Annotated in this window: 20 protein-coding genes; 2 read left to right on the forward strand and 18 right to left on the reverse strand. The window is 65.5% G+C overall.

Features of this window, described 5'->3' with window-relative positions; genetic code table 11:
* Positions 1–14: 14 nt before the first annotated feature.
* The 18 genes from ureC to AABF56_RS13415 form a co-directional block, all read right to left on the reverse strand.
* Entirely contained in the window at positions 15–1,721 is a 1,707-nt protein-coding gene (gene ureC, locus AABF56_RS13330; protein ID WP_272806280.1) for an urease subunit alpha, read from the reverse strand.
* A 124-nt stretch (positions 1,722–1,845) separates the two neighbouring features.
* Positions 1,846–2,472 (reverse strand): Urease operon accessory protein, encoded by a 627-nt coding sequence (locus AABF56_RS13335; RefSeq protein ID WP_443021160.1) that lies wholly within the window; start codon positions 2,470–2,472, stop codon positions 1,846–1,848.
* Positions 2,473–2,477: 5 nt separating this feature from the next.
* Entirely contained in the window at positions 2,478–2,891 is a 414-nt protein-coding gene (locus AABF56_RS13340; RefSeq protein WP_272807506.1) for a lysozyme inhibitor LprI family protein, read from the reverse strand.
* A 22-nt stretch (positions 2,892–2,913) separates the two neighbouring features.
* Positions 2,914–3,219, reverse strand: a complete 306-nt coding sequence (locus tag AABF56_RS13345) for an urease subunit beta (RefSeq protein ID WP_244768468.1) — start codon at positions 3,217–3,219, stop codon at positions 2,914–2,916.
* A gap of 10 nt (positions 3,220–3,229) precedes the next feature.
* Entirely contained in the window at positions 3,230–3,484 is a 255-nt protein-coding gene (locus AABF56_RS13350; protein WP_272806282.1) for a DUF1272 domain-containing protein, read from the reverse strand.
* Positions 3,485–3,488: 4 nt separating this feature from the next.
* Positions 3,489–3,791, reverse strand: a complete 303-nt coding sequence (locus tag AABF56_RS13355; RefSeq protein WP_064331014.1) for an urease subunit gamma — start codon at positions 3,789–3,791, stop codon at positions 3,489–3,491.
* Between the two features lie 97 nt (positions 3,792–3,888).
* Positions 3,889–4,734: an urease accessory protein UreD gene (locus AABF56_RS13360; protein WP_272806283.1), complete on the reverse strand. Its 846-nt coding sequence runs from the start codon at positions 4,732–4,734 to the stop codon at positions 3,889–3,891.
* A gap of 209 nt (positions 4,735–4,943) precedes the next feature.
* Positions 4,944–6,062 carry a branched-chain amino acid ABC transporter substrate-binding protein gene (locus AABF56_RS13365; protein WP_244768465.1) on the reverse strand — a complete coding sequence of 373 codons (1,119 nt, stop codon included), beginning with the start codon at positions 6,060–6,062 and terminating at the stop codon, positions 4,944–4,946.
* 112 nt (positions 6,063–6,174) lie between these two features.
* Complete coding sequence (locus AABF56_RS13370) at positions 6,175–6,519, reverse strand: DUF6867 family protein (RefSeq protein WP_272806284.1); 345 nt, start codon at positions 6,517–6,519, stop codon at positions 6,175–6,177.
* A 106-nt stretch (positions 6,520–6,625) separates the two neighbouring features.
* Entirely contained in the window at positions 6,626–7,351 is a 726-nt protein-coding gene (locus AABF56_RS13375) for an ABC transporter ATP-binding protein (RefSeq protein WP_398433110.1), read from the reverse strand.
* On the reverse strand, positions 7,351–8,259 hold the full coding sequence (locus AABF56_RS13380; RefSeq protein WP_244768463.1) for an ABC transporter ATP-binding protein: 909 nt from the start codon (positions 8,257–8,259) through the stop codon (positions 7,351–7,353). Before AABF56_RS13380 ends, AABF56_RS13375 begins: the two co-directional genes overlap by 1 nt.
* The gene (gene livM, locus AABF56_RS13385; RefSeq protein WP_272806285.1) at positions 8,259–9,647 is read right to left on the reverse strand and encodes a high-affinity branched-chain amino acid ABC transporter permease LivM; all 1,389 of its coding nucleotides are present in this window, start codon (positions 9,645–9,647) and stop codon (positions 8,259–8,261) included. The genes AABF56_RS13380 and livM overlap by 1 nt, the downstream gene beginning before the upstream one ends.
* 3 nt (positions 9,648–9,650) lie before the next feature.
* Positions 9,651–10,553, reverse strand: a complete 903-nt coding sequence (locus AABF56_RS13390) for a branched-chain amino acid ABC transporter permease (RefSeq protein WP_244768461.1) — start codon at positions 10,551–10,553, stop codon at positions 9,651–9,653.
* Positions 10,554–10,836: 283 nt separating this feature from the next.
* Positions 10,837–13,263, reverse strand: coding sequence for a GcvT family protein (locus AABF56_RS13395; RefSeq protein WP_272806286.1), 2,427 nt, complete (start codon positions 13,261–13,263; stop codon positions 10,837–10,839).
* Between the two features lie 122 nt (positions 13,264–13,385).
* Complete coding sequence (locus AABF56_RS13400; RefSeq protein ID WP_272806287.1) at positions 13,386–13,940, reverse strand: sarcosine oxidase subunit gamma; 555 nt, start codon at positions 13,938–13,940, stop codon at positions 13,386–13,388.
* A gap of 10 nt (positions 13,941–13,950) precedes the next feature.
* On the reverse strand, positions 13,951–16,908 hold the full coding sequence (locus AABF56_RS13405; RefSeq protein WP_272806288.1) for a sarcosine oxidase subunit alpha family protein: 2,958 nt from the start codon (positions 16,906–16,908) through the stop codon (positions 13,951–13,953).
* A complete protein-coding gene (locus tag AABF56_RS13410; RefSeq protein ID WP_272806289.1) occupies positions 16,905–17,180 on the reverse strand; it encodes a sarcosine oxidase subunit delta in 276 nt (91 codons plus the stop codon). The genes AABF56_RS13405 and AABF56_RS13410 overlap by 4 nt, the downstream gene beginning before the upstream one ends.
* A gap of 7 nt (positions 17,181–17,187) precedes the next feature.
* The gene (locus tag AABF56_RS13415; protein WP_244768456.1) at positions 17,188–18,438 is read right to left on the reverse strand and encodes a sarcosine oxidase subunit beta family protein; all 1,251 of its coding nucleotides are present in this window, start codon (positions 18,436–18,438) and stop codon (positions 17,188–17,190) included.
* 208 nt (positions 18,439–18,646) lie between these two features.
* Here AABF56_RS13415 and cysQ point away from each other — a divergent pair, with 208 nt between their 5' ends.
* A complete protein-coding gene (gene cysQ, locus AABF56_RS13420) occupies positions 18,647–19,459 on the forward strand; it encodes a 3'(2'),5'-bisphosphate nucleotidase CysQ (RefSeq protein ID WP_272806290.1) in 813 nt (270 codons plus the stop codon).
* A gap of 182 nt (positions 19,460–19,641) precedes the next feature.
* Complete coding sequence (locus tag AABF56_RS13425) at positions 19,642–21,054, forward strand: hypothetical protein (RefSeq protein WP_244768454.1); 1,413 nt, start codon at positions 19,642–19,644, stop codon at positions 21,052–21,054.
* Positions 21,055–21,072: the final 18 nt, after the last annotated feature.

A 21,072-nucleotide genomic window follows, 5' to 3' on the forward strand; every position in this document is an offset into this window, starting at 1 on the left:
TGGCGGGCGGCCGCTTAGAAAAGGAAGTAGCGCTGCGCCATGGGCAGCACGGTCGCGGGCTCGCAGGTCAGCAGTTCGCCGTCCGCCCGCACCTCGTAGGTCTCCGGGTCCACCTCGATATGCGGCGTCAGGTCGTTCAGCACCATCGAGGCCTTGGAGATGGCCCGCGTGTTGCGCACCGGCAGGAGCTGCTTGGCGACGCCGAGCCGCTCGCGCAGGCCGAGATCGATCGCCGCCTGCGAGACGAAGGTGACGGAGGAATTGGTGCGCATCTTGCCGAAGGCGCCGAACATCGGGCGGTAGTGCACCGGCTGCGGTGTCGGGATCGAGGCGTTCGGATCGCCCATCGGCGCCATCGCGATCACCCCGCCGAGCAGCACCATGTCCGGCTTCACGCCGAAGAAGGCCGGGTTCCACAGCACGAGGTCTGCCCGCTTTCCGACCTCGATCGAGCCGATCTCGTGGCTGAGGCCATGGGCGATCGCCGGGTTGATCGTGTATTTCGCGATATAGCGGCGGATGCGCAGGTTGTCGTTCTCTCCCGTCTCGCCGGCAAGGCGGCCGCGCTGGCGCTTCATTTTGTCGGCTGTCTGCCAGGTGCGGATTGCCACCTCGCCGACACGGCCCATCGCCTGGCTGTCGGAGGAGATGATCGAAAAGGCGCCGATATCGTGCAGGATGTCCTCCGCCGCGATGGTCTCCTTGCGGATGCGGCTCTCGGCAAAGGCGATGTCTTCCGGGATCGACGACGACAGGTGATGGCAGACCATCAGCATGTCGAGATGCTCGGCGATCGTGTTGACCGTGTAGGGCCGCGTCGGGTTGGTCGAGGACGGGATGACGTTGGCATGGCCGCAGACCTTGATGATGTCCGGCGCATGCCCGCCGCCTGCTCCCTCGGTGTGGAAGGCATGGATGGTGCGGCCCCTGATGGCGGCCATCGTGTCCTCGACGAAGCCGCTTTCGTTCAGCGTGTCCGTATGGATCATCACCTGCACGTCGTAGTCGTCCGCGACGGAAAGGCAGCAGTCGATCGCCGCCGGCGTCGTGCCCCAGTCCTCGTGCAGCTTCAGCGCGGAAGCGCCGGCCTTCACCATTTCCTCGATGGCCGCCGGCAGCGAGGCATTGCCCTTGCCGGCGAGTGCCAGGTTCATCGGAAAGGCATCGAAGCTCTCGATCATGCGCTCGATATGCCAGGCGCCGGTGCAGGTGGTGGCAAGCGTGCCATGCGCCGGGCCGGTGCCGCCGCCGAGCATCATGGTGATGCCGCCCGCCAGCGCCTCCTCGATCTGCTGCGGGCAGATATAGTGGATATGGGCATCCATGCCGCCCGCCGTGAGGATCTTGCCTTCGCCCGCGATCACCTCCGTCGAGGGACCGACGACGATGGTGACGCCGGGCTGCGTATCCGGGTTGCCCGCCTTGCCGAGGGCGGCGATGCGGCCGTCCTTCAGGCCCACATCGGCCTTGAAGATGCCGGCATGGTCGATGACCAGCGCGTTGGTGATGACTGTATCGACGGCCCCTTCGACACGCGTCGCCTGGCTCTGGCCCATGCCGTCGCGGATGACCTTGCCGCCGCCGAACTTCACCTCGTCGCCATAGGTGGTGAAGTCCTTCTCCACCTCGGCGAAGAGCTCGGTATCGGCAAGGCGCACCCTGTCGCCGACGGTCGGGCCGAACATGTTGGCATAGGCGGCGCGGGACATTCTGTAGGACATGGTCAGCTTCCCCGGGAGGCAGGAGTCTTGTTCAGATGGTCTGGAGCCTTGCCGGCCGGGGCGACATCGCTCCGGCGCCGGACAATGCGATAAAAACCCTCGGGCATTTCCCGCGAACCGGAGTTCACCGGACATGCTCCAGGCGATCGAGACGGCCGGCGGCGACCTGGGCGTCCACCCAGCGCCGTTCCGCGGCAAAGGGGTGCCACTGCCAGCCCTCATGACCGAAACCGGCGATGGAAACGCGCCCGCCCGCCTTCGCGGCGGTGTCGAGCACATGGGCAATGACGATCAGCCCGGAGCTCGGCACCACATAGGGCGGCGGATCGAAAGCGGCCAAGGCGGCATCGAGCGCGTGATGCACCGCATCCGGGATCACAGCGAGCCGCCGGCCGGTGGCGCGCGCGAACGTCTCGAAGCCGAGCGTGTAGTCGTCACAGAAATCGTCGAGATCGGGATGGCGCGCGGCAAGCGCCGGGCGCATGGCGGCGAACATCTCCGCCGTCCGCACGCACCAGATCTCGCGCGCCTGCCGCACGGCGGCGCTCGTCTTCCACCGTCCGCCGCCGAGCATCGCCAGGGCCGGGCGACCGGTGTTACAGACGGCGACGATGTCGGTCCTTTCACCGCCACGCCCCATGGAGCGGCAGTCGTTGAAGCGGATCACGACATCGGCGGCATCGATAGCTTCCGCGACCCCTTCGGGCACGGGACCGTTTCCGACGATGATGATCCTGCGTGACACAGCCAGCCTCCTCAGTTTCCGGAGATGGCGGAGACGGCCTTCAGTTCGGCCGTGCGCTTGCGCGTCAGATCGGCAAGGCAGCCGGAGACCAGCATCGGCTCCATCGAGCCGCCGCGCGCCTCGAAGCCGGCCAGTTCGCACTGGCCATCCCGGTAGCCGATCCAGGCGCGCTGGGCGCGCTTCAGCGCGTCGACAGCGCCGACATAGTGCTCGCCCATCTCCCCGGCCTGTTCGTCCATCTCGCGCGCCGCGGCCATGGCCGCCTTGTAGGCGGCATTCAGCTCGCCGTCGGCAGCCTGGTAGTCGCGGTCGGCGCAGATGTTCATCTCGATCTGCGCCTGTGCGTTTTCGCAATCGACCTCAGGCTCGCCATCCTGCGCGACGGCCAGCGGGGCGGAAAGCAGAAGAAACGTCGCGGCGAGCATGAGGCGGGAGCGCGTCATCATGTCAGAGCTTCCCCATAACGTTCTGGCGGAAACCGTAGATTTCGCGCTTGCCCGCAAAGGGGATGAGATGGACCGTGCGGGTCTGCCCCGGCTCGAAGCGCACCGCCGTGCCGGCAGGGATATCGAGGCGCAGGCCCCGCGTCTTCTCCCGGTCGAAGGCGAGGCCCGGATTGGTCTCGTAGAAATGGTAGTGGCTGCCGACCTGGATCGGCCTGTCACCGGTATTGGAAACGTCAAGGGTGGTGACCGGCAGGCCGGCATTGAGTTCGATATCGCCTGGAGCGGCAATGACTTCACCGGGGATCATGGTGCCTTCCTCATGCTGCCGCGGCCGGTCCGCAGCCTTCGGCTTTCAGGACCCGCCTGGTGGATGCCGGATATTTTGCGAGCAGCGCCGCGGGCCGGACCGGCCGGCGCACGAATTCACCGCCGCAATTCGGGCAGCTGCCGCCCAGGACGCCCGCCACGCAATCGGCGCAGAAGGTGCATTCGAACGTGCAGACCATCGCCTCCTTGCTTTCCGGCGGCAGGTCGCGGTCGCAGCATTCGCAGTTCGGTCGAAGGTCCAGCATGGTCTCACCTGATCGGTTCGTGCACGGTCACGAGCTTCGTGCCGTCGGGAAAGGTCGCCTCGACCTGAATGTCGTGGATCATCTCGGGGATGCCCTCCATCACCTGGTCGCGCGTCAGCACATGGGCACCCGCCTCCATCAGCTCGGCGACGGCGCGGCCGTCACGCGCGCCCTCGACGACGAAATCGGTGATCAGCGCGATCGCCTCGGGATGGTTGAGCTTCACGCCGCGCTCCAGCCGCTTGCGCGCCACGATCGCCGCCATGGCGATCAGCAGTTTGTCCTTTTCGCGGGGGGTCAGGTTCATGGGCGGTCCATCGCTTGATTCCTATCGTGCGATACTAAGCAGGGGTTTTGCGCGCACGACATACGCAAAACAGGAACCCGGCGCGAAACCGCGCGGATCAGAGAGTCCAGACTTTCGGTACGCCCGCGCCGCCACGCAAGTGCGAAATGATCGGGATGAGCTTTTTTCTCAGCGCAAAGCCGTCGGGCGCGACGAGGCGCAGGACGAGCTTGTCCTGCCACTGGCTGGCACCGCCCTCCCCGTCCGCCAGCAGCCGGCGCAGCGGCTCCACATGCGCCTCGGCAGCGCGGCCGCAAAAGAGCACGGTGGCAAAGGCACGGGCGCCGGCCAGCACCGCCGCCTCGTCCGCCAGCGCCGCGACGCTGCCGGCAAGCGCCGTTTCCTCCGCATGGATCAGCCGTCCGGCGCGGCGGATGCGCCAGCGATCGCGGAAAAGGCCCGTCTCCATGCGCTCGCCCATCGCCTTGCGGCCGAGGAGGATGGCCTCGACCGCAAGGAACGTGGCGTCTCCGGCAAGGTCCACCTCCAGCCGGCGCTCGAGCGCAGCCTGGTCGAAAAGAATTGTCTCCTGCGGCAGCCAGTCGACCCGCGCGCCCGCGCCGACGGCAATGCGGGTCTCGACCGTCGCCGTGGATGCCTGCGCCTTGTAGGCCCGCTCGCAGGCCTGTGTCGTCGCCGTCAGGCGCGTTCCGCCACGGGCCTCGAGCTCCCAAGCGATGCGGTCCCCGCCAGTGAGCCCGCCGGCCGTGTTGATCAGCACCGCCTCCATCGTGCCGTCGAAGGTCTTCGGCAGGCGGATCTTGGCGCAGCCCTCCTGGAAGAGCACGTCGAGCCGCGTGCCGGCGGCGGAAGCCTTCGCAGCAAGCCGCCCATGCCCGCGCGCGCGCTGAAGGCGCCCGGAAGGCGCCTCCTCTTCATGACCAGATTTCGCATAGACGTTCATGACAGTCAGTACCGGATGTCGGGACATGGGGAGGCAGCGCCCGATCCCCTTTGCTGCAGGTTCCACCAGGGCGCCTTGCCGCGCAAGTCCCCAGCCGGGGCCACGCCGCCGCCGCGCCCCGTCGGCGACAAAAAAGCCCGGCGCGAAGGCCGGGCTCAAGGTCAGGCGGCCGGGCGGCGTGCAATGCGCCGCCCGTTCCGGCAGAACGACTACTCGTTCTGCACGTAGGTGTACTTGCCGTCTTCACCCTTCTTCCAGGTGTAGAGGACGTAGTCCGGACGGGTGATGTCGCCCTTTTCGTCGAAGCCGAGTTCGCCGATGGCGGTCTGGAACGGGCCCTTGGACTTGATGGCTTCGGCAATGGCCTGCGGGTCTACGCCGCCGGCAGCCTTGGCACCTTCAGCGATAACCTGAACGGCTGCGTAAGCATAGAGCGTGTAGGCTTCCGGCTCGAAGCCGGCAGCGCGGAACTTCTCGACGAGGTCCTTGGCGGCCGGGTTCTTGCGCGGATCCGGAGCGAAGGTCATCAGCGTGCCGTCGACGGCGTCGCCGGCGATCGAGGCCAGTTCGTTCGAGACGATACCGTCGCCCGAGATGAACTGGGCCTTCAGGCCCTGGTCGGCGGCCTGACGCTCGATGAGGCCGAACTCGGTGTGCAGACCGCCCCAATAGACGACCGTTACGCCGGCTTCCTTCATCTTGGCGATGAGAGCGGAGAAGTCCTTGTCGCCGACATTGACGCCTTCGTAGATGGCTTCGGTGATGCCGGCTTCGTTCGTCGCCTTCTTGGTTTCGTCGGCAAGGCCCTGGCCGTACGGCGTCTTGTCATGCAGGACGGCAACCTTGGCGTCCTTGAAGTTCGCCGCGATGAAGGCGCCGGCAACGGCACCCTGCTGGTCGTCACGACCGCACACGCGGAACGTATTCCACAGGCCGCGCTCCGTGTAGGTCGGGTTGGTCGAGGCCGGGGAGACCTGCAGCACGCCGTTTTCGGCATAGATTTCCGAAGCCGGGATGGAGACGCCCGAGTTGAAGTGGCCAACCACGAACTTCACGCCGTCGGCAACGAACTTGTTGGCGACCGAAACGCCCTGCTTCGGGTCGGAAACGTCGTCGCCGAGCACGATCTTGACCTGCTCGCCATTGATGCCGCCGGCTGCGTTGATGTCGGCAGCAGCCTGCTCGGCACCCTTCTGGAGCTGCGCGCCGAAGGCGGCGTTCGGACCGGTCAGCGGGCCGCCGACGCCGATCAGGATGTCGGCCCAGGCGCTGCCGCTGAAGGCGACCATTGCAGCCAAAGCAACAGCCGACATGAGAGACTTCTTCATATTGTTACTCCCAAATTTAAAAGCGGGCTCGTTTCAACCGGTCGCAACACCCGCATCATTGCGCCGATATCGTTATACCGCGACCGGAGGCCGGCCGCGGGCTTCCCTCTGGCTATTTGGCTTTCCAGGAAAAGGGCGATGCCTTTTCATAGAGCCAGTAGTAGTTGTTGGTCATCTGCCGCGTGCGGTAGTAGCGGTAGCCGAGCGTAGCAAACAACAAAAGCACGACCGTGTCCACGACATAGTATTGCACCGTCAGCATGGTGCCGTGGAACAGCGCATGGTGGATGAAGCGGATCGCCCCGCCGAGCAGAAGCACGTAGATGACCAGCGTGGCGTAGCTCTGCCAGTTCTCGGCAACGCTCTTGCCGGTGCGCCAGGCCGTCCAGCCGCCCATGATGACGGTGATGAACAGGAACTGCCAGATCGACGGTTCTTCGTAGAGAATTCCTTGCATAACACATACTCCCCTTACAGCACCGTGCGTCGTTCAGGATGCGCGACGGTCGCCGTAAATCCCAGGATCGGCGCAGGATCCTTGCGGGTCCTGCGCGGGACCATCCTCAGTGCCGGCCGCCTTCGAGATAGGCGGCACGCACTTCCGGGTTGGCCAGAAGTTCCTTGCCCGAACCGCTCATCGTCACCTGCCCGTTGACCATCACATAGGCCCGGTCGGAGAGTTTGAGTGCGGCGAAGGCGTTCTGCTCGACGAGGAACACGGTGAGGCCCTCGTTCTGGTTGAGCTTCTTGATCGCGTCGAAGATGCCCTTGACGATCAGCGGCGCAAGGCCGAGCGAGGGTTCGTCGAGCAGCAGGAGCTTCGGACGCGCCATCAGCGCGCGGCCGATGGAGAGCATCTGCTGCTCGCCGCCCGAAAGCGTGCCGCCGCGCTGGCTCTGGCGTTCCTTGAGGCGCGGGAAGAGCGTGAAGATCTTTTCCACGTCCTCGTTGAAATACTTCAGATTGTCGAGGCTCGCGCCCATCTGGAGATTTTCATAGACCGTCATGCGCGGGAAGATGCGGCGTCCTTCCGGCGACTGCGCGATGCGGCGGCGCGCGATGAGATGCGTCGGCAGACGGGTGATGTCCTCGCCGTCGAAGGTGACGGTGCCCGTACGGGCCTGCGGGCTGCCGCAGATCGTCATCATCAGGGTCGACTTGCCGGCGCCGTTCGCGCCGATCAGCGAGACGATCTCGCCCTTCTTCACCTCGACATCGACCCCGGCCAGCGCGCGGATATTGCCGTAATAGGTCTGCACGCCCTGAACGCTGAGAAGTGTATCGCTCATCAGTGCGATCCTCCTTCAGTGCCTTCGCTCTCCGCGATCACCTCGATTTCCTCGATCACCTCTTCGACCTCATCATCTTCAACGCCGAGATAGGCCGCGATAACCTTCGGATCGTTCTTCACATGGTCCGGCGTGCCGTCCGAGATCTTCTGCCCGTATTCGAGCACGACCACATGGTCGGAGATCTCCATGACGACCGACATGTCGTGCTCGATGAGCAGGATCGACGTGCCGCTGTCCTTGCGGATGGAACGCAGGAGTTCGTTGAGCGCGAGCGACTCGCGCGGGTTGAGGCCGGCCGCCGGTTCGTCGAGGCACAGGAATTCCGGCCCCGTGCACATGGCGCGGGCGATTTCGAGACGCCGCTGCGCGCCATAGGGCAGGTCGCCGGCCGGATCGTCCGCGCGCTCGATGAGATGCGCCTTTTCCAGCCAGTGCTTGGCGATCTCGATCGATTCCGCCGAGGCGTGCTTGTAGGCCGGCAAGCCGAGCAGGCCGAGGATCGTATAGCCGGAGGCCTTCATCAGCATGTTGTGCTGGGCGACGAGCAGGTTTTCCAGCACCGTCAGGCCCGAGAAGAGCCGGATGTTCTGGAAGGTGCGCGCCACCTTCGCGTCGCGGGTGATCTCGAAGTCGGCCATGCGTTCCAGAAGGAACTCCTTGCCCGCCTTCTGGCGCATGGTGATCATGCCCATGGTCGGCTTGTAGAAGCCGGTGACGCAGTTGAAGACCGTGGTCTTGCCGGCGCCGTTCGGGCCGATGAGGGCCGTGATCTCGCCGCGCTGCGCTTCGAAGGACAGATCGTTGATGGCCATGAGGCCACCGAAGCGCATCGACAGATGCTCGACCTTGAGGATGGGATCGTTCGTCATCGTGTTCGTCGCTACCGTGTTCGCACCGAGGGCCATCAGCCGTGCCCTTCCTTGGTGAAGCTGCCGGAGACCGCCTTGCGCTCCCTGAGGAAGGCGGTCGGCTCACGGCTTCCGACGAAGCCGCGCGGCTTCCAGACCATGACGGTGACCATGGCGAGGCCGAAGATCAGCATGCGGTAGAGTTCCGGCGTGAAGTCGGGCCCGAAGATCTGCTTCAGGAAGGTCATCTCGCGCAAGAGCTCGGTGCCGCCGACCATCACAGCCGCCGCGACGGCGATGCCGACGAGCGAGCCCATGCCGCCGAGGACCACGATGGCGAGGATAATCGCCGATTCGAGGAAGACGAAGCTTTCCGGCGAGACGAAGCCCTGGCGCACGGCAAAGAAGGAGCCGGCGAAGCCGCCGAACATCGCGCCGATGGAGAAGGCCGTCAGCTTGGTCGTCACCGTGTTGATGCCGAGCGAACGGCAGGCGATCTCGTCCTCGCGCAGCGCTTCCCAGGCGCGGCCGATCGGCATGCGGCGCAGGCGGATCGTCACATAGGCGGTGAGCAGCGCCAGCGCCAGGATGAGATAGAAGAGGAAGATCTTGTAGTAGGCCGAGGACATCGGCAGGTCGAAGGCCTTGGCGAAGTTGTTCGGCGCGCTGACGTCGAACGACCAGATGCCGAAGACCGAGGCCTTGGGAATGCCGGAGACGCCGAAGGTGCCGCGGGTCACTTCCGTCCAGTTGATGAGGACAAGACGGATGATCTCACCGAAGGCCAGCGTCACGATGGCGAGATAGTCGCCCTTCAGGCGCAGCACCGGGAAGCCGAGGATCATGCCCCAGAAGGCGGCAAGGATGCCGGCGAGCGGCAGCAGGATCCAGAAGGAGAAGCCGAACTGCTGCGAAAGGAGCGCATAGGAATAGGCGCCGACCGCATAGAAGGCGACGTAGCCGAGATCGAGCAGGCCGGCAAGGCCGACGACGATGTTCAGGCCCCAGGCCAGCATCACGTAGATGAGGATCTGGATGCCGAAATTGTCGACCCATTTCAGCGAGCCCTGCACGCCGAAGAGCATGACCATGATCGGCGGGTAGAAGATCAGCGCGACGATGGCGATCTTGCTGAAATTGCGCTTGAAGAAGCTTTCCTCGCCTTCCGCCGGCTTGGCCGCGGCGGCTGCCTTGCGGGCGGCAAGCCAGGGCCGCAGATAGGCGACCGAGAGGAAGCGGCCGACGGCGGCAACGATCACGAAGATCGTGAGCAGCCCCCAGCGCTGGTTCAGCACGAGCTCGTTGCGGATGTTCTGCGTGGTCTCGAGACCGACGAAGAGGACGAAGAGGCCGAGCGCGACGAGGCCGGCGAAAAAGCCCTCGCGCAGAGCCTGCGCCGTCAGGTTCCCGCCGGCGCGCTCATGAGTGTTCGAAATGTTGGACATGGATCAAACCTTCTCGACTTCCGGTCGTCCGAGAATGCCGGACGGCTTGAAGATCAGGACGATGGCGAGGATGGAGAACGTCGCGACGTCCTTGTAGTCGATGGTGAAGTAGGCGGACCAAAGGCTCTCGATGAGGCCGATGAGCAGGCCGCCGAGCACGGCGCCCGGAAGCGAGCCGATACCGCCGAGAACCGCAGCCGTGAAGGCCTTGACGCCCGGAATGAAGCCGTCGGTGAAGACGGTCACGCCGTAATACATCAGGTACATGGTGCCGGCGACGGCGGCGAGAGAGGCGCCCATGATGAAGGTCACCGAGATCGTCCGGTCGACGTCGATGCCGAGCAGTGCCGCCATCTTGCGATCCTGTTCCGTCGCGCGCTGGGCGCGGCCGAGCGAGGTCTTGTTGACGATGTACCAGAAGGTCGTCAGCAGGATGACCGTCAGGAGCATGATGATCAGCTGTTTCAACGAGATCGAGATGCCGAAGACGTTGTAGACCGATGACACCAGCGGCGGGATCGGCTTGTTGCGCGGACCCTGCGTGACCTGGATGAAGTTCGACAGCGCGATCGACATGCCGATTGCGGTGATCAGCGGCGCCAGGCGGAACGAGCCGCGCAAGGGCCGGTAGGCCACCTTCTCGATCGTCCAGTTCCACAGCGATGCGGTGAGCATGGCCGCGGCGATCATGACCAGCAGCAGGAGGACGACCGGAAGGCCGACGAACACGCTGGTGAGGACGAGGAAGATGATGAGAGCGGCGAATCCACCCAGCATGAAGATATCGCCGTGGGCGAAATTGATCATGCCGATGATGCCGTAAACCATGGTGTAGCCGATGGCTATCAAACCATAAATAGATCCAAGCGTCAGCCCATTGACGAGCTGCTGGACGAAATATTCCATTTGCTATCCCCCGGATGCGGTTCCTGAGGGCCGCATCTCTTGTTCTTGCCGCTCTTTTTCGAGCTTGTTAGACAGTCGGGATTCCATACCGCTTTCGATACAAAAGGGAAGCCCAAAAAGCCGGGATCGACAATTTCTTTAGCAAGGACGGTTAAATGGCGCATTTGACGCCACGCAAATCAAAAAATCGGCAGGAAAATCGGCGCTTTTGCCCAGAAAGATGCACGAAAGTCACAAACGGCGATGCCCCGATCCGGAGCACCGCCCAACGGGCCGGGACAAATCAGCCGCGCATGCGCGCACCGGACGGATCGAACAGCGGCTCGGCCTGCAGACGCGCCGGCAGCATCTCGCCGAGAAGCTCGATCGACCAGCCGGTTTCGAGATCGGCGATCTCCTTCGGCACATAGCCGACCGCGACCGAAAGGCCGGCGGCATGGGCATAGCCCCCCGAGGTCACCCAGCCGCGCACCGCACCGTCGAGATAGATCGGCTCGTCGCCGATGACGTCGGCATCCGTTGCCGCGACGACGAAGGTGCGCAGCCGCAGCGCACCGCCCGTTTCCCGCTCTGCCCTTGCCGCTTCCCTGCCGATGAAGTCGGCCGCCTTGCCGACCGCCACGAATCGCTCCAGCCCCGCCTCGACCGGACCATAGAGCGGGCGATATTCGCGCGACCAGCTGCCGTAGGACTTTTCGAGGCGCAGGGCATTGAGCGCCCTGAGGCCGAACAGGCGGATGCCGAATTCGGCCCCGGCTTCGAGGATGAGGTCGTAGAGATAACGCTGGTACTGCGGCTTCATCCAGATCTCGTAGCCGAGATCGCCCGTATAGCTGACGCGCCCGACGATGGCCGGCGCCATGCCGAGATCCATCCGGCGTACCGCCATGAAGGGGAAGGCCTCGGTCGAAACATCCCGGTGCGTCAGCTTCGCCAGCACCTCGCGCGCCTTCGGCCCCGCGATGGCAAGGCCGACGAGGGAGAGGTTCAGCGCCTCCAGCGTGACGGAACCATCCCGCGGCAGGTGCGTCTCGAACCAGCGCATATGGTAGTCCTCGGCGATGCCCGAGCCGATCAGCAGGAAGTCCCCCTCGCCGAGCTTGGCGAGCGTGAAATCGCCGATGAGCTTTCCGTCGTCCTTCAGCATGGGCGCAAGCGTCATGCGCCCCGGTTCCGGCAGCCGGCAGGCGAGCAGCCGGTCGAGCCAGGCCGCCGCGCCCCTGCCCCTCACCGCATATTTCGCAAAGCCCGAGGTCTCCATCAGGCCGACGCCCTCGCGCACCGCGCGGGCTTCCGCGCCGACGGTCTCGAAATCCGTCGAGCGGCGCCAGGAGAACCGGTCCTCCACGCCATCAGGCGCGAACCACAGCGGCTGCTCCAGGCCATAGGACGCCCCGAAGACGGCACCGGCCGCCTTCAGCCTGTCGTAGATCGGCGTCGTCTGCAGCGGCCGGCCGGCCGGCAGCTCCTCGTTGGGATAGCGGATGGAGAAGCGGCGCGAGTAGTTTTCCCGCACCTTTGCATTGGTGTAGGCGAGCGTCGCGTAGTCGCCGTAGCGCGCGACATCCATGGCGAAGACGTCGAAGCCGGGATCGCCGTCGATCATCCAGTTGGCAAGCGCCAGGCCCACGCCGCCGCCCTGGCTGAAGCCGGCCATGACGGCGCAGGCGGACCAGAAGTTCGTCATGCCGCGCACGGGCCCGACGAGCGGGTTGCCGTCCGGCGAGAAGGTGAAGGGGCCGTTGATGATCTTCCTGATACCGGCCCTGTTGAAGGCCGGGAAGTGCCGGAAACCGACCTCCAGCTCCGGGGTGATTCGCGCAATGTCCTCTTCCAGCAGTTCGTGGCCGAAATCCCACGGCGTGGTGAGCGGCGACCAGGGCCGGCAGGCCTTTTCATAGGTGCCCATCAGCATGCCGTTGCGCTCCTGGCGCAGATAGGTCTCCCCGTCGAAGTCGACGCAGTGCATCAGCTCCTTGCCATGCGTCCGGTTGAATTCGATGACCTCGGGCATGTCCTCGGTGATGAGATACATGTGCTCCATGGCAAGGACAGGCAGTTCGAGGCCGACCATGCGGCCGATCTCGCGCGCCCAGAGGCCGCCGCAATTGACGACATGCTCGGCGACGATCTCGCCCTTGTCGGTGATGACGCGCCAGCTGCCGTCCTCGCGCTGCACGAGGTCTTCCACCTTGGTGTGGAGATAGATCTCCGCGCCGTTCCTCTTTGCCGACTTGGCATAGGCATGCGTCGTGCCATAGGGATCGAGATGGCCCTCGACGGGATCGAATACCGCGCCGACGAACTGGTCGGGATCGAGCAGCGGCATCAGGTCGTGCGCCTCCTTCGGCGTGAGGAGATGCGCATCGAGGCCCATATAGCGCCCCTTGGCGAGGATCGACTTCATCCAGTCGAAGCGATCCTTGGTGGATGCCAGCATCATGCCCGAGGTCATGTGCAGGCCGATATCCTGGCCGGAATAGTCCTGGATCTCTTTATAGAGCTCCACGGTGTATTTCTGCAGCTTGGCGACGTTCGGATCGCCGTTGATCGTGTGCATGCCGCCGGCCGCATGCCAGGTCGAGCCGGAGGTCAGCTCCGAGCGCTCGACGAGCACGACATCGGTCCAGCCGAATTTCGTGAGGTGATAGAGGACGGAGCAGCCGACGACGCCGCCCCCGATAACGACGACCCTTGCATGGCTCTTCATGAAAACTCCGGCTTTTCCGGGTTGAAGGGAATTCGATGCGGCGCGGAATGCAGCCTATTGGGTTCCCCCGACGCCCGGCAAGCCCGAGGTGCGAAGCGCCATGTCGCTCCGGATGGTTTTTGTCAGCGGGTGGCGAAATCGACGGAGAGATCATGGCTGCGCGCCATGACCTTGAGATCGGCGACCAGCGCCTCGGCAAAGCTGCGCATCACCACGAGATCGAAACGGTCGATGCCGGTGCGGGCGAGATTGACCGAAAGATGGTTGCACAGCATGGTCGCCGCGCGCCCGACGGCAAAGGCCTCGGGATGAAGATCGACGGCGATGCCGTTCGCGAGGATGCGCGCCGCGTCGGGCCCGGACAGCGTCAGCGCGACGCGGCCATGGCTCTGGTCGACCACGAAGGCGAAGGCGCTGAGCCGGATGGCCAGTTCGGCGGCGAGCGTTTCGGGCGCATGAACCTCCGACAGCACCAGCCATTCGCCCGGGCCGCAGAAGCGGGCCTCGAACGCGCCGTCTGCGACGAGAATGCCGGCTGCTTCGGCGCCATGGCCGGGCGCCGCCAGCACCACGGCAGTGGCCGTCGCGCGGTGGACGGCGAGGTGGTTGGCCCGCTGACCGGGGACCGCCCCGATCGTGCCGTCCAGCGCATGCACTGCCTGATAGTCGTAAGCCATAGCCTTCACCTCACGCCATCAGCCTGCGGTTTTCCGGATCGACGAAGACCGGATCGCAGACTTCGGCAACTGTCTCCACGCCCCGCAACCGGTCCCACACGATAATCTTCTCGCCATAGCGCTCGCGGCCCGACTTCAGGAAGGCAAGGGCGATATGGGTGCCGAGCGTCGGCGAGAAGCAGACGGAGCTGACCCAGCCCTGGTCGTTGACCGTCGAGGGCTTGGCACCGTCCTTGAGAAGATGCGCGCCGGCGCGCATGTCCTTGTCCGCCTCCAGTGCCTTCAGGCCGACGAGCTGGGCGCGGTCGGCGGCCGTCAGGCCGAAGCGGGTGGAGAGCCGCTTGCCGATGAAATCCGGCTTGCTGGTGCCCATCATGCGGCCGAGGCCGGCATCGTCCGGCGTCACGCGGCCATCGAGCTCGGCATGGGTGACATGGCCCTTCTCGATGCGCAGCACGTTCAGCGCCTCGACGCCATAGGCGCAGAGGCCCTGCGGTTCGCCCGCCCGCATCAGCGCGTCGGCCACCGCTTCGCCATAGCCCGCCGGCACCGCCAGCTCATAGGCAAGCTCGCCCGAGAAGGAGATGCGGAAGAGCCGCGCCTTGAGGCTGCCCTTCAGGCGCACCTCGCGGGCGGCAAGGAACGGGAAGGCCGCATTCAAGAGATCGTCCTCGACGACGGCCTGCAGGATCGTGCGCGCCTTCGGCCCGGCGATCGACATCTGCGCCCATTGGTCGGAGACCGACAGGAAGCGCACGCGAAGCTCCGGCCAGAGCGCCTGCGCGGCAAACTCCATATGGGAGAGCACGCCGGCGGCCATTGCCGTCGTGGTCGTGACGAGGAAATGCGTCTCGCCCAGCCGGCTCACCGTGCCGTCGTCATAGACCATGCCGTCCTCGCGCAGCATCAGCCCGTAGCGGGCCTTGCCGACGGGAAGCTTCAGCACGGGATTGCAATAGAGCCGGTTCAGGAACTCGGCGGCATCCGGCCCGAAGACCTCGATCTTGCCGAGGGTCGAGACATCGCAGAGACCGGCATGCTCGCGCACGGTGCGGACCTCGCGGTCGACGCTTTCCCGCCAGGTCTTCTCCCCCGCCTTCGGGAACCAGGAGGAGCGATACCAGAGCCCGGCATCGATGAAGACCGCGCCGTGCCGCGCCGCCCAGCCGTGCAGCGGCGAGCGGCGGACGGGCATGGCATGTTCGTCGCGCGACGAGCCGGCGAGCGCACCGAAGGAGACGGGCGTATAGAACGGCCGGAAGGTGGTGGTGCCGACCTCGGCGGGGCTGACGCCGCGCATCGCGGCGAGGATGCCGATGGCATTGACGTTGCCGAGCTTGCCCTGGTCTGTCGCCATGCCGCTCGTCGTGTAGCGCTTGGCATGCTCGACATGGCCGAAGCCCTCGCGAAGGGCAAGGCCGAGATCCTTGCCGTGCACGTCGTTCTGGAAGTCGACGAAGGCCTTGGATCTGGCGCCCGGCACATGCCAGAGCGCCGTGAAGGACGGATCGACCTCCTCGCCGACGACGGGACGCTCGAAACCGGCGACGGGCCGGCCGAGCGCTTCCACGATGGCCGAAGCCTTGCGCGCGCCATCGTCGAGACATTCGGAAAGCCGGGAGTGCCCCGCCGCGGCGCCGGCCATGACGAGGCCGTCGCCGCCCTCCGGCGCGAGGAACGCCTGCAGGGCCTGCGACCAGACCGGCCTGCCGCCGCGCTGGCAGGCAAGGTGGATGACCGGGCTCCAGCCGCCGGACATGGCCACGGCATCGCAGGCGATCATCTCCTCGAAGCCGCCGCGATCGGCAATGACGGCGCGGACGCGCTGGCGCCCCTTCGTATCGACGATGCCGCCGCCACGCACCACCCGCACGCCATCGGGTGCAAAATCCGACGCATCCGCGCGACTGTCGATCAGCGCCGCGATCTCCACGCCCCGGGCGGAAAGGTCCGCAGCCGTGCGGTAGCCGGACGAGCCGTTGGTGAAGATCGTCACCGACCGGCCGGCGGCGACGCCGAAGCGGTTGGCATAGGTGCTGGCGGCGCTCGCCATCATTATGCCGGGACGATCATTACCGCCGAAGACCAGCGGCCGTTCCTCCGCGCCGGTGGCGAGGATCGCGTGCTTCGCCACGATGCGCCACAGGCGCTCGACCGGCCGTGCCGCATCGATCGTGGCACTGTGCTTCTGCACCCGCTCGACGGCACCGAAGACATTGTCGTCGTACCAGCCGAAGACCGTGGTGCGCGGCAGCAGCGTAACGCCGGGATGGCCGTGCAGTTCGTCGATCGCGTGCCGGGAGAAGATGTACGGCGCCTCGCCGTCGAGCTTTGTCGTCTCCGAGAGAAGAGCCCCGCCGAGGGCGAAATCCTGTTCGACGAGGATGACGCGCAGGCCCGAGCGGGCGGCGACCAGCGCCGCGGCGAGCCCCGCCGGGCCGGAGCCGACGACGAAAAGGTCGCAATGCGCCCAGCTCTTCTCATAGGCGTCCGGATCGCGCGGAAGGTCCGTACGGCCGAGGCCGGCGGCGCGGCGGATCAGCGGTTCATAGACCTTTTCCCAGAAGGCGGCGGGCCACATGAAGGTCTTGTAGTAGAAGCCGGCGGACAGGAAGCGCGACAGGCGATCGTTCACCGCGCCGATATCGAAGGCAAGACTCGGCCAGCGGTTCTGGCTGGTGGCGGCAAGGCCGTCGTAGAGCTCGGCGACGGTCGCCCTCGTGTTCGGATCGCGCCGCGCGCCCGTGCCGATGGTGACCAGCGCGTTGGGCTCCGCCGGCCCGGCCGTCACGATGCCGCGCGGGCGATGGTACTTGAAGCTGCGTCCGACGAGCAGCCGGTCGTTGGCAAGCAAGGCCGAGGCGAGCGTATCGCCGGCATGGCCGGAAAGGCTCGCCCCGTCGAAGGTGAAGCCGATGGTGTTGCTGCGGTCGATGAGGCCGCCGGAGGGAAGGCGATAGGCGGTCATCGCACGCCTCCCCGCGCCGTGGCGGCATCCGTCACGGAAAACACCTCATGGGTAAAGTTGTCCCGCTCGACCACCAGCCAGCGCCGGCAGCCGGCGACATGCTGCCAGTGCTCGCGGATGCGCCCGCGCGGATTGGCACGGACATGGACATAGTCGTTCCACGCCTCGTCCGAGGCCATGGGCGCCGGACGGACCGGCGTCGCATCGCCGCGGATCGAAAACTCTTCCTTGGGCCGCACCCCGCAATGGGGACAGGAAATCAGGCTCGCCATGGCATCCTCAATGCAGGTTCGGCTGGGTGCCGGCACCCGCCTCGTCGATGGGGAAACCGCGCTCGAAACGATCGAGCCTGAGCGCGCGCGCCACATGGTGGCTCTCCCCCTTGGCGATGAGATGCGCAAAGCAGAAGCCGGAGGCGGGCGTCGCCTTGAAGCCGCCGTAGCACCAGCCGCAGTTGAGATAGAGGTTGTCGATCGGCGTGCGGTCGATGATCGGCGAGCCGTCCATCGACATGTCCATGACGCCGCCCCAGGCGCGCAGCACCCTGACGCGGGAAAGGCCGGGGATCATCGTCACCCCCTCCTCCATGACATGCTCGGCGGTCGCAAGGTTGCCGCGCTGGGCATAGGAGGAATAGCCGTCGATCTCCGCGCCGAAGACGAGGCCGCCCTTGTCGGACTGCGAGATGTAGAAGTGCCCCGCGCCATAGGTGATGACGTGATCGATGCAGGGTTTCAGCCCTTCGGTGACGAAGGCCTGCAGCACATGGCTCTCGATCGGCAGCTTCAGCCCCGCCATTTCGCCGACGCGGGAGGTGTTGCCGGCCGCCGCGAGCGCCAGCCTGTTGCAGCCGATGAAGCCCTTCGTCGTCTCGACGCCGGTGACGATGCCGTCTTCCCGGCGGATGCCGGTGACCTCGCAGTTCTGGATGAGATCGACGCCGAGCCGGTCCGCGCCGCGCGCAAACCCCCAGGCCACGGCATCGTGCCGCGCCGTGCCGGCGCGCCGCTGCAGGAGGCCGCCGATGATCGGGAAGCGCGCATGGTCGAAATTGAGGAAGGGCAGCATCTTCTTCAGCGTCTCGCGATCGAGCTGCTCGGCCGCCACGCCCTCCATCATCATGGCATTGCCGCGCCGGACATAGTGATCGCGCTGGCCGTCATTGTGATAGAGGCTGATGATGCCGCGCTGCGACAGCATGACATTGTAGTTCAGCTCCCGCTCCAGTCCTTCCCACAGTTTCAGCGAGAACTCGTAGAACGGCTCGTTGCCGGGCAGCATGTAGTTGGAGCGCACGATGGTCGTGTTGCGCCCGACATTGCCGGAGCCGAGATAGCCCTTCTCCACCACGGCGACGTTGCGGATGCCGAATTCCCGGGCAAGGTAATAGGCCGTCGCAAGGCCATGCCCGCCGCCGCCGACGATGATCACGTCATAATGCGGCTTCGGTTGCGGTTCCCGCCAGGCGGGCTTCCAGCCGAGGTTGCCGGCAAGGGCTTGCTTGAAGATCGAAAGGGCGGAGTAGCGCATGCGAAATCCCGGATCAGTCGCCCCACATTCGCATATGCAGCACAAACGGCAAGTCCGGCGTCATCTTGTCGCATCCGGGCCGGCGACTTTCCACATGCTGCCGCCATGATGTGGCGGCAGGAGCAGGCAGGGCATTTGCTTTCAGGCCGTCCCGCGGCTAAGGCATGCGCAGAAACGGCAGGACGACGACAGCATGCAGGCGAACGGAATGGAACTCAGGCAAGTCTTGGAGAGCGCGGCACTGGCCGCCGGCGCCGCCATCATGGCCATCCACGAGGCAGGGGCCGATGTCCAGTACAAGGCGGACCGGTCGCCGGTCACCGCCGCGGACGAGGAGGCCGAACGGCTGATCCTCGCCGCGCTTGCGCGCCATTTTCCGGAGGTTCCCGTCATCGCCGAGGAGGCTGTCGCGGCCGGCCGCGTGCCGGATATTTCCGGCGGCGTCTTCTTCCTCGTCGATCCGCTCGACGGCACGAAGGAGTTCATCGCCGGGCGCAGCGAATTCACCGTCAACATCGCCCTGATCCGCGACGGGGCTCCGGTCGCGGGCATCGTCTACGCGCCCGCGCTCTCGACCGGCTTCATCGCGGACGGCGAGCGGGCGGAACGCTTCGAGGTGAGCCGTGAGGCCACCATCGCAAAGCGGCAGTCCATCGGCTGCCGCAGCTGCGGCAGCGCGTTGACGGCCGTCGCCAGCCGCTCGCATGCCACGCCCGAAACGACCCGCTTTCTCGACGACCACGGCATCGACGCCTGCACGGCGATCGGCTCCTCGCTGAAATTCTGCCTTGTGGCAGAAGGACTTGCAGACGTCTATCCGCGCTTCGGCCGCACCATGGAATGGGACACGGCTGCCGGCGACGCGGTGCTGCGCGCCGCCGGCGGACAGACACGCACGCTCGACGGCGCGCCCCTCCTCTACGGCAAGACCCGCCAGGCACACGACGCGGATTTCGCCAACCCGAACTTCATCGCCTCGAGCACCGACTGGAGCAAGGGACCGGCGACGACCACAAAATGACCAGATTGCTCGACGAGGAATGCGCGTCGACCGGAAAGGGCGGGATGTTCCGCTCCCGTTCGCCCTGCGGGCGGCCTTCCCGGCCGCGGCATTTTTATTGTCTGTAAAGGCAATTTCGAATAAGTTGCGGCGACAAGCATTTAGGCGACGACCCCGTTTGCTGTTGGAAAGAGTGAGCCGACGTGAAAGATGAGAAAGCGCCCCTCCTGGCGGAGACCCCGACCCACGTCGCCGACAATACGAGCAGCCTGCTCGAAATCGCCAAGCGCCGCGCCCGCCAGCGCGCTGCGGAACAGAAAGTCGTGAAGATCAAGCAGGGTGCGGTCAAGCGCCCCGTCAATCCGGCTATCGATGACGACGAGAATCTCGGCTCGCGGGCCGAAATACGCGCGCGCAAGCCCGCCGACCTCGTCAGCACCGTCCTGACCCTGCCCGCGATGCCCAAGCAGAAGCGGCAGCTTCCCTGGCCGATCATCTCCTTCGTGCTGGCGGCGATCCTGCCGACGATCCTGACGGGCCTCTACTATATCTTCATCGCCAGCCCGCAATATGTCGTCGAGACGCAATTCTCGGTGCGCGGCTCGAACTCCTCCTCGCTGAACGCCCTTGGCCTCACCGCGCTCGTCGGATCGAGCGCGCAGTCGGGTGATTCCTATGTGGTCGCCGACTACATCCAGTCTTCCCAGATCCTGCCGGACATCCAGGAGCAGACCGGCGTCGACATCCGCACCGTCTATTCCCGCCCGAACATCGATTTCCTCTATCGCGAGAACGAGAGCCGCCCGCTCGACGAGTTCCGCGACTATTGGCGGGACATGGTCAATGTCAGCTACAACTCCACGACCGGCAACGTGACGATGCGCGTCTTCGCCTTCTCGCCGTCGGATGCGAAACAGGTGGCCGACGCGGTCCTCACGGTCTCGGAAAACCTGGTCAACACGCTTTCGGAAAAGTCGCGCCGGCAGTTCATCGAGGTGGCCAACGTACAGGTCGCACGCTCGGAAGAGCGGCTGCGCAACATCCGCGGCCAGATCACCGACCTGCGCATCTCCGAACAGGCCGTCGATCCGACGGCGGTCGCGACCATGGAAGCGACGATCATCAGCTCGCTCGAACAGGAGCTGGCCTCGCTTCGCACCCGCTACAAGGCGCTGGTCGATTCGGTCAGCAAGGACGCGCCCTCCGCCCGCGTCATCGAGCGGCAGATCGTTGCCCTGGAAAACCAGCTGGTCGAACAGAAGAAGCGTATCAGCGGCGACGGCGAGAACGATAACGACGCCAGCAACAAGACGACGCGCAGCGGCTTGGACGCCGGCCGGGCCCTGCCCGAAATGATCGACCGGTTCACCGAGCTCAGCGTCGAGCAGGAGTTCGCCGTCAAGGCCTATACGACCTCCCTCGCCGCATTGGAAACGGCCATGCAGGAGGCGCAGAAGCAGGAGCGTTACTTCGCCGTCTACGTGCAGCCGCGCGAGCCGGAAATCGCCCTCTATCCGCTGGGCGCGATCAACACGCTCATCATGCTCGCCGCGGCGTCGTGCCTTTGGCTCATCGGTTACTTCGCCTTCCGGTCCGTGAAGGATCACGCGATCTGATCGCGATGAGGAGAGAGT

Origin of the sequence: Shinella sp. WSC3-e, assembly GCF_945994535.1 — a bacterium.
In the GTDB taxonomy this organism is placed as follows: Bacteria; Pseudomonadota; Alphaproteobacteria; order Rhizobiales; family Rhizobiaceae; genus Shinella; species Shinella yambaruensis.

Coding starts and splice junctions, on each gene's coding strand:
- ureC (WP_272806280.1), bottom strand. CDS start 1,721: ATGTCCTACAGAATGTCCCGCGCCGCCTATGCCAACATGTTCGGCCCG.
- AABF56_RS13340 (WP_272807506.1), bottom strand. CDS start 2,891: ATGCTCGCCGCGACGTTTCTTCTGCTTTCCGCCCCGCTGGCCGTCGCG.
- AABF56_RS13345 (WP_244768468.1), bottom strand. CDS start 3,219: ATGATCCCCGGTGAAGTCATTGCCGCTCCAGGCGATATCGAACTCAAT.
- AABF56_RS13350 (WP_272806282.1), bottom strand. CDS start 3,484: ATGCTGGACCTTCGACCGAACTGCGAATGCTGCGACCGCGACCTGCCG.
- AABF56_RS13355 (WP_064331014.1), bottom strand. CDS start 3,791: ATGAACCTGACCCCCCGCGAAAAGGACAAACTGCTGATCGCCATGGCG.
- AABF56_RS13360 (WP_272806283.1), bottom strand. CDS start 4,734: ATGAACGTCTATGCGAAATCTGGTCATGAAGAGGAGGCGCCTTCCGGG.
- AABF56_RS13365 (WP_244768465.1), bottom strand. CDS start 6,062: ATGAAGAAGTCTCTCATGTCGGCTGTTGCTTTGGCTGCAATGGTCGCC.
- AABF56_RS13370 (WP_272806284.1), bottom strand. CDS start 6,519: ATGCAAGGAATTCTCTACGAAGAACCGTCGATCTGGCAGTTCCTGTTC.
- AABF56_RS13375 (WP_398433110.1), bottom strand. CDS start 7,351: ATGAGCGATACACTTCTCAGCGTTCAGGGCGTGCAGACCTATTACGGC.
- AABF56_RS13380 (WP_244768463.1), bottom strand. CDS start 8,259: ATGGCCCTCGGTGCGAACACGGTAGCGACGAACACGATGACGAACGAT.
- livM (WP_272806285.1), bottom strand. CDS start 9,647: ATGTCCAACATTTCGAACACTCATGAGCGCGCCGGCGGGAACCTGACG.
- AABF56_RS13390 (WP_244768461.1), bottom strand. CDS start 10,553: ATGGAATATTTCGTCCAGCAGCTCGTCAATGGGCTGACGCTTGGATCT.
- AABF56_RS13395 (WP_272806286.1), bottom strand. CDS start 13,263: ATGAAGAGCCATGCAAGGGTCGTCGTTATCGGGGGCGGCGTCGTCGGC.
- AABF56_RS13400 (WP_272806287.1), bottom strand. CDS start 13,940: ATGGCTTACGACTATCAGGCAGTGCATGCGCTGGACGGCACGATCGGG.
- AABF56_RS13405 (WP_272806288.1), bottom strand. CDS start 16,908: ATGACCGCCTATCGCCTTCCCTCCGGCGGCCTCATCGACCGCAGCAAC.
- AABF56_RS13410 (WP_272806289.1), bottom strand. CDS start 17,180: ATGGCGAGCCTGATTTCCTGTCCCCATTGCGGGGTGCGGCCCAAGGAA.
- AABF56_RS13415 (WP_244768456.1), bottom strand. CDS start 18,438: ATGCGCTACTCCGCCCTTTCGATCTTCAAGCAAGCCCTTGCCGGCAAC.
- cysQ (WP_272806290.1), top strand. CDS start 18,647: ATGGAACTCAGGCAAGTCTTGGAGAGCGCGGCACTGGCCGCCGGCGCC.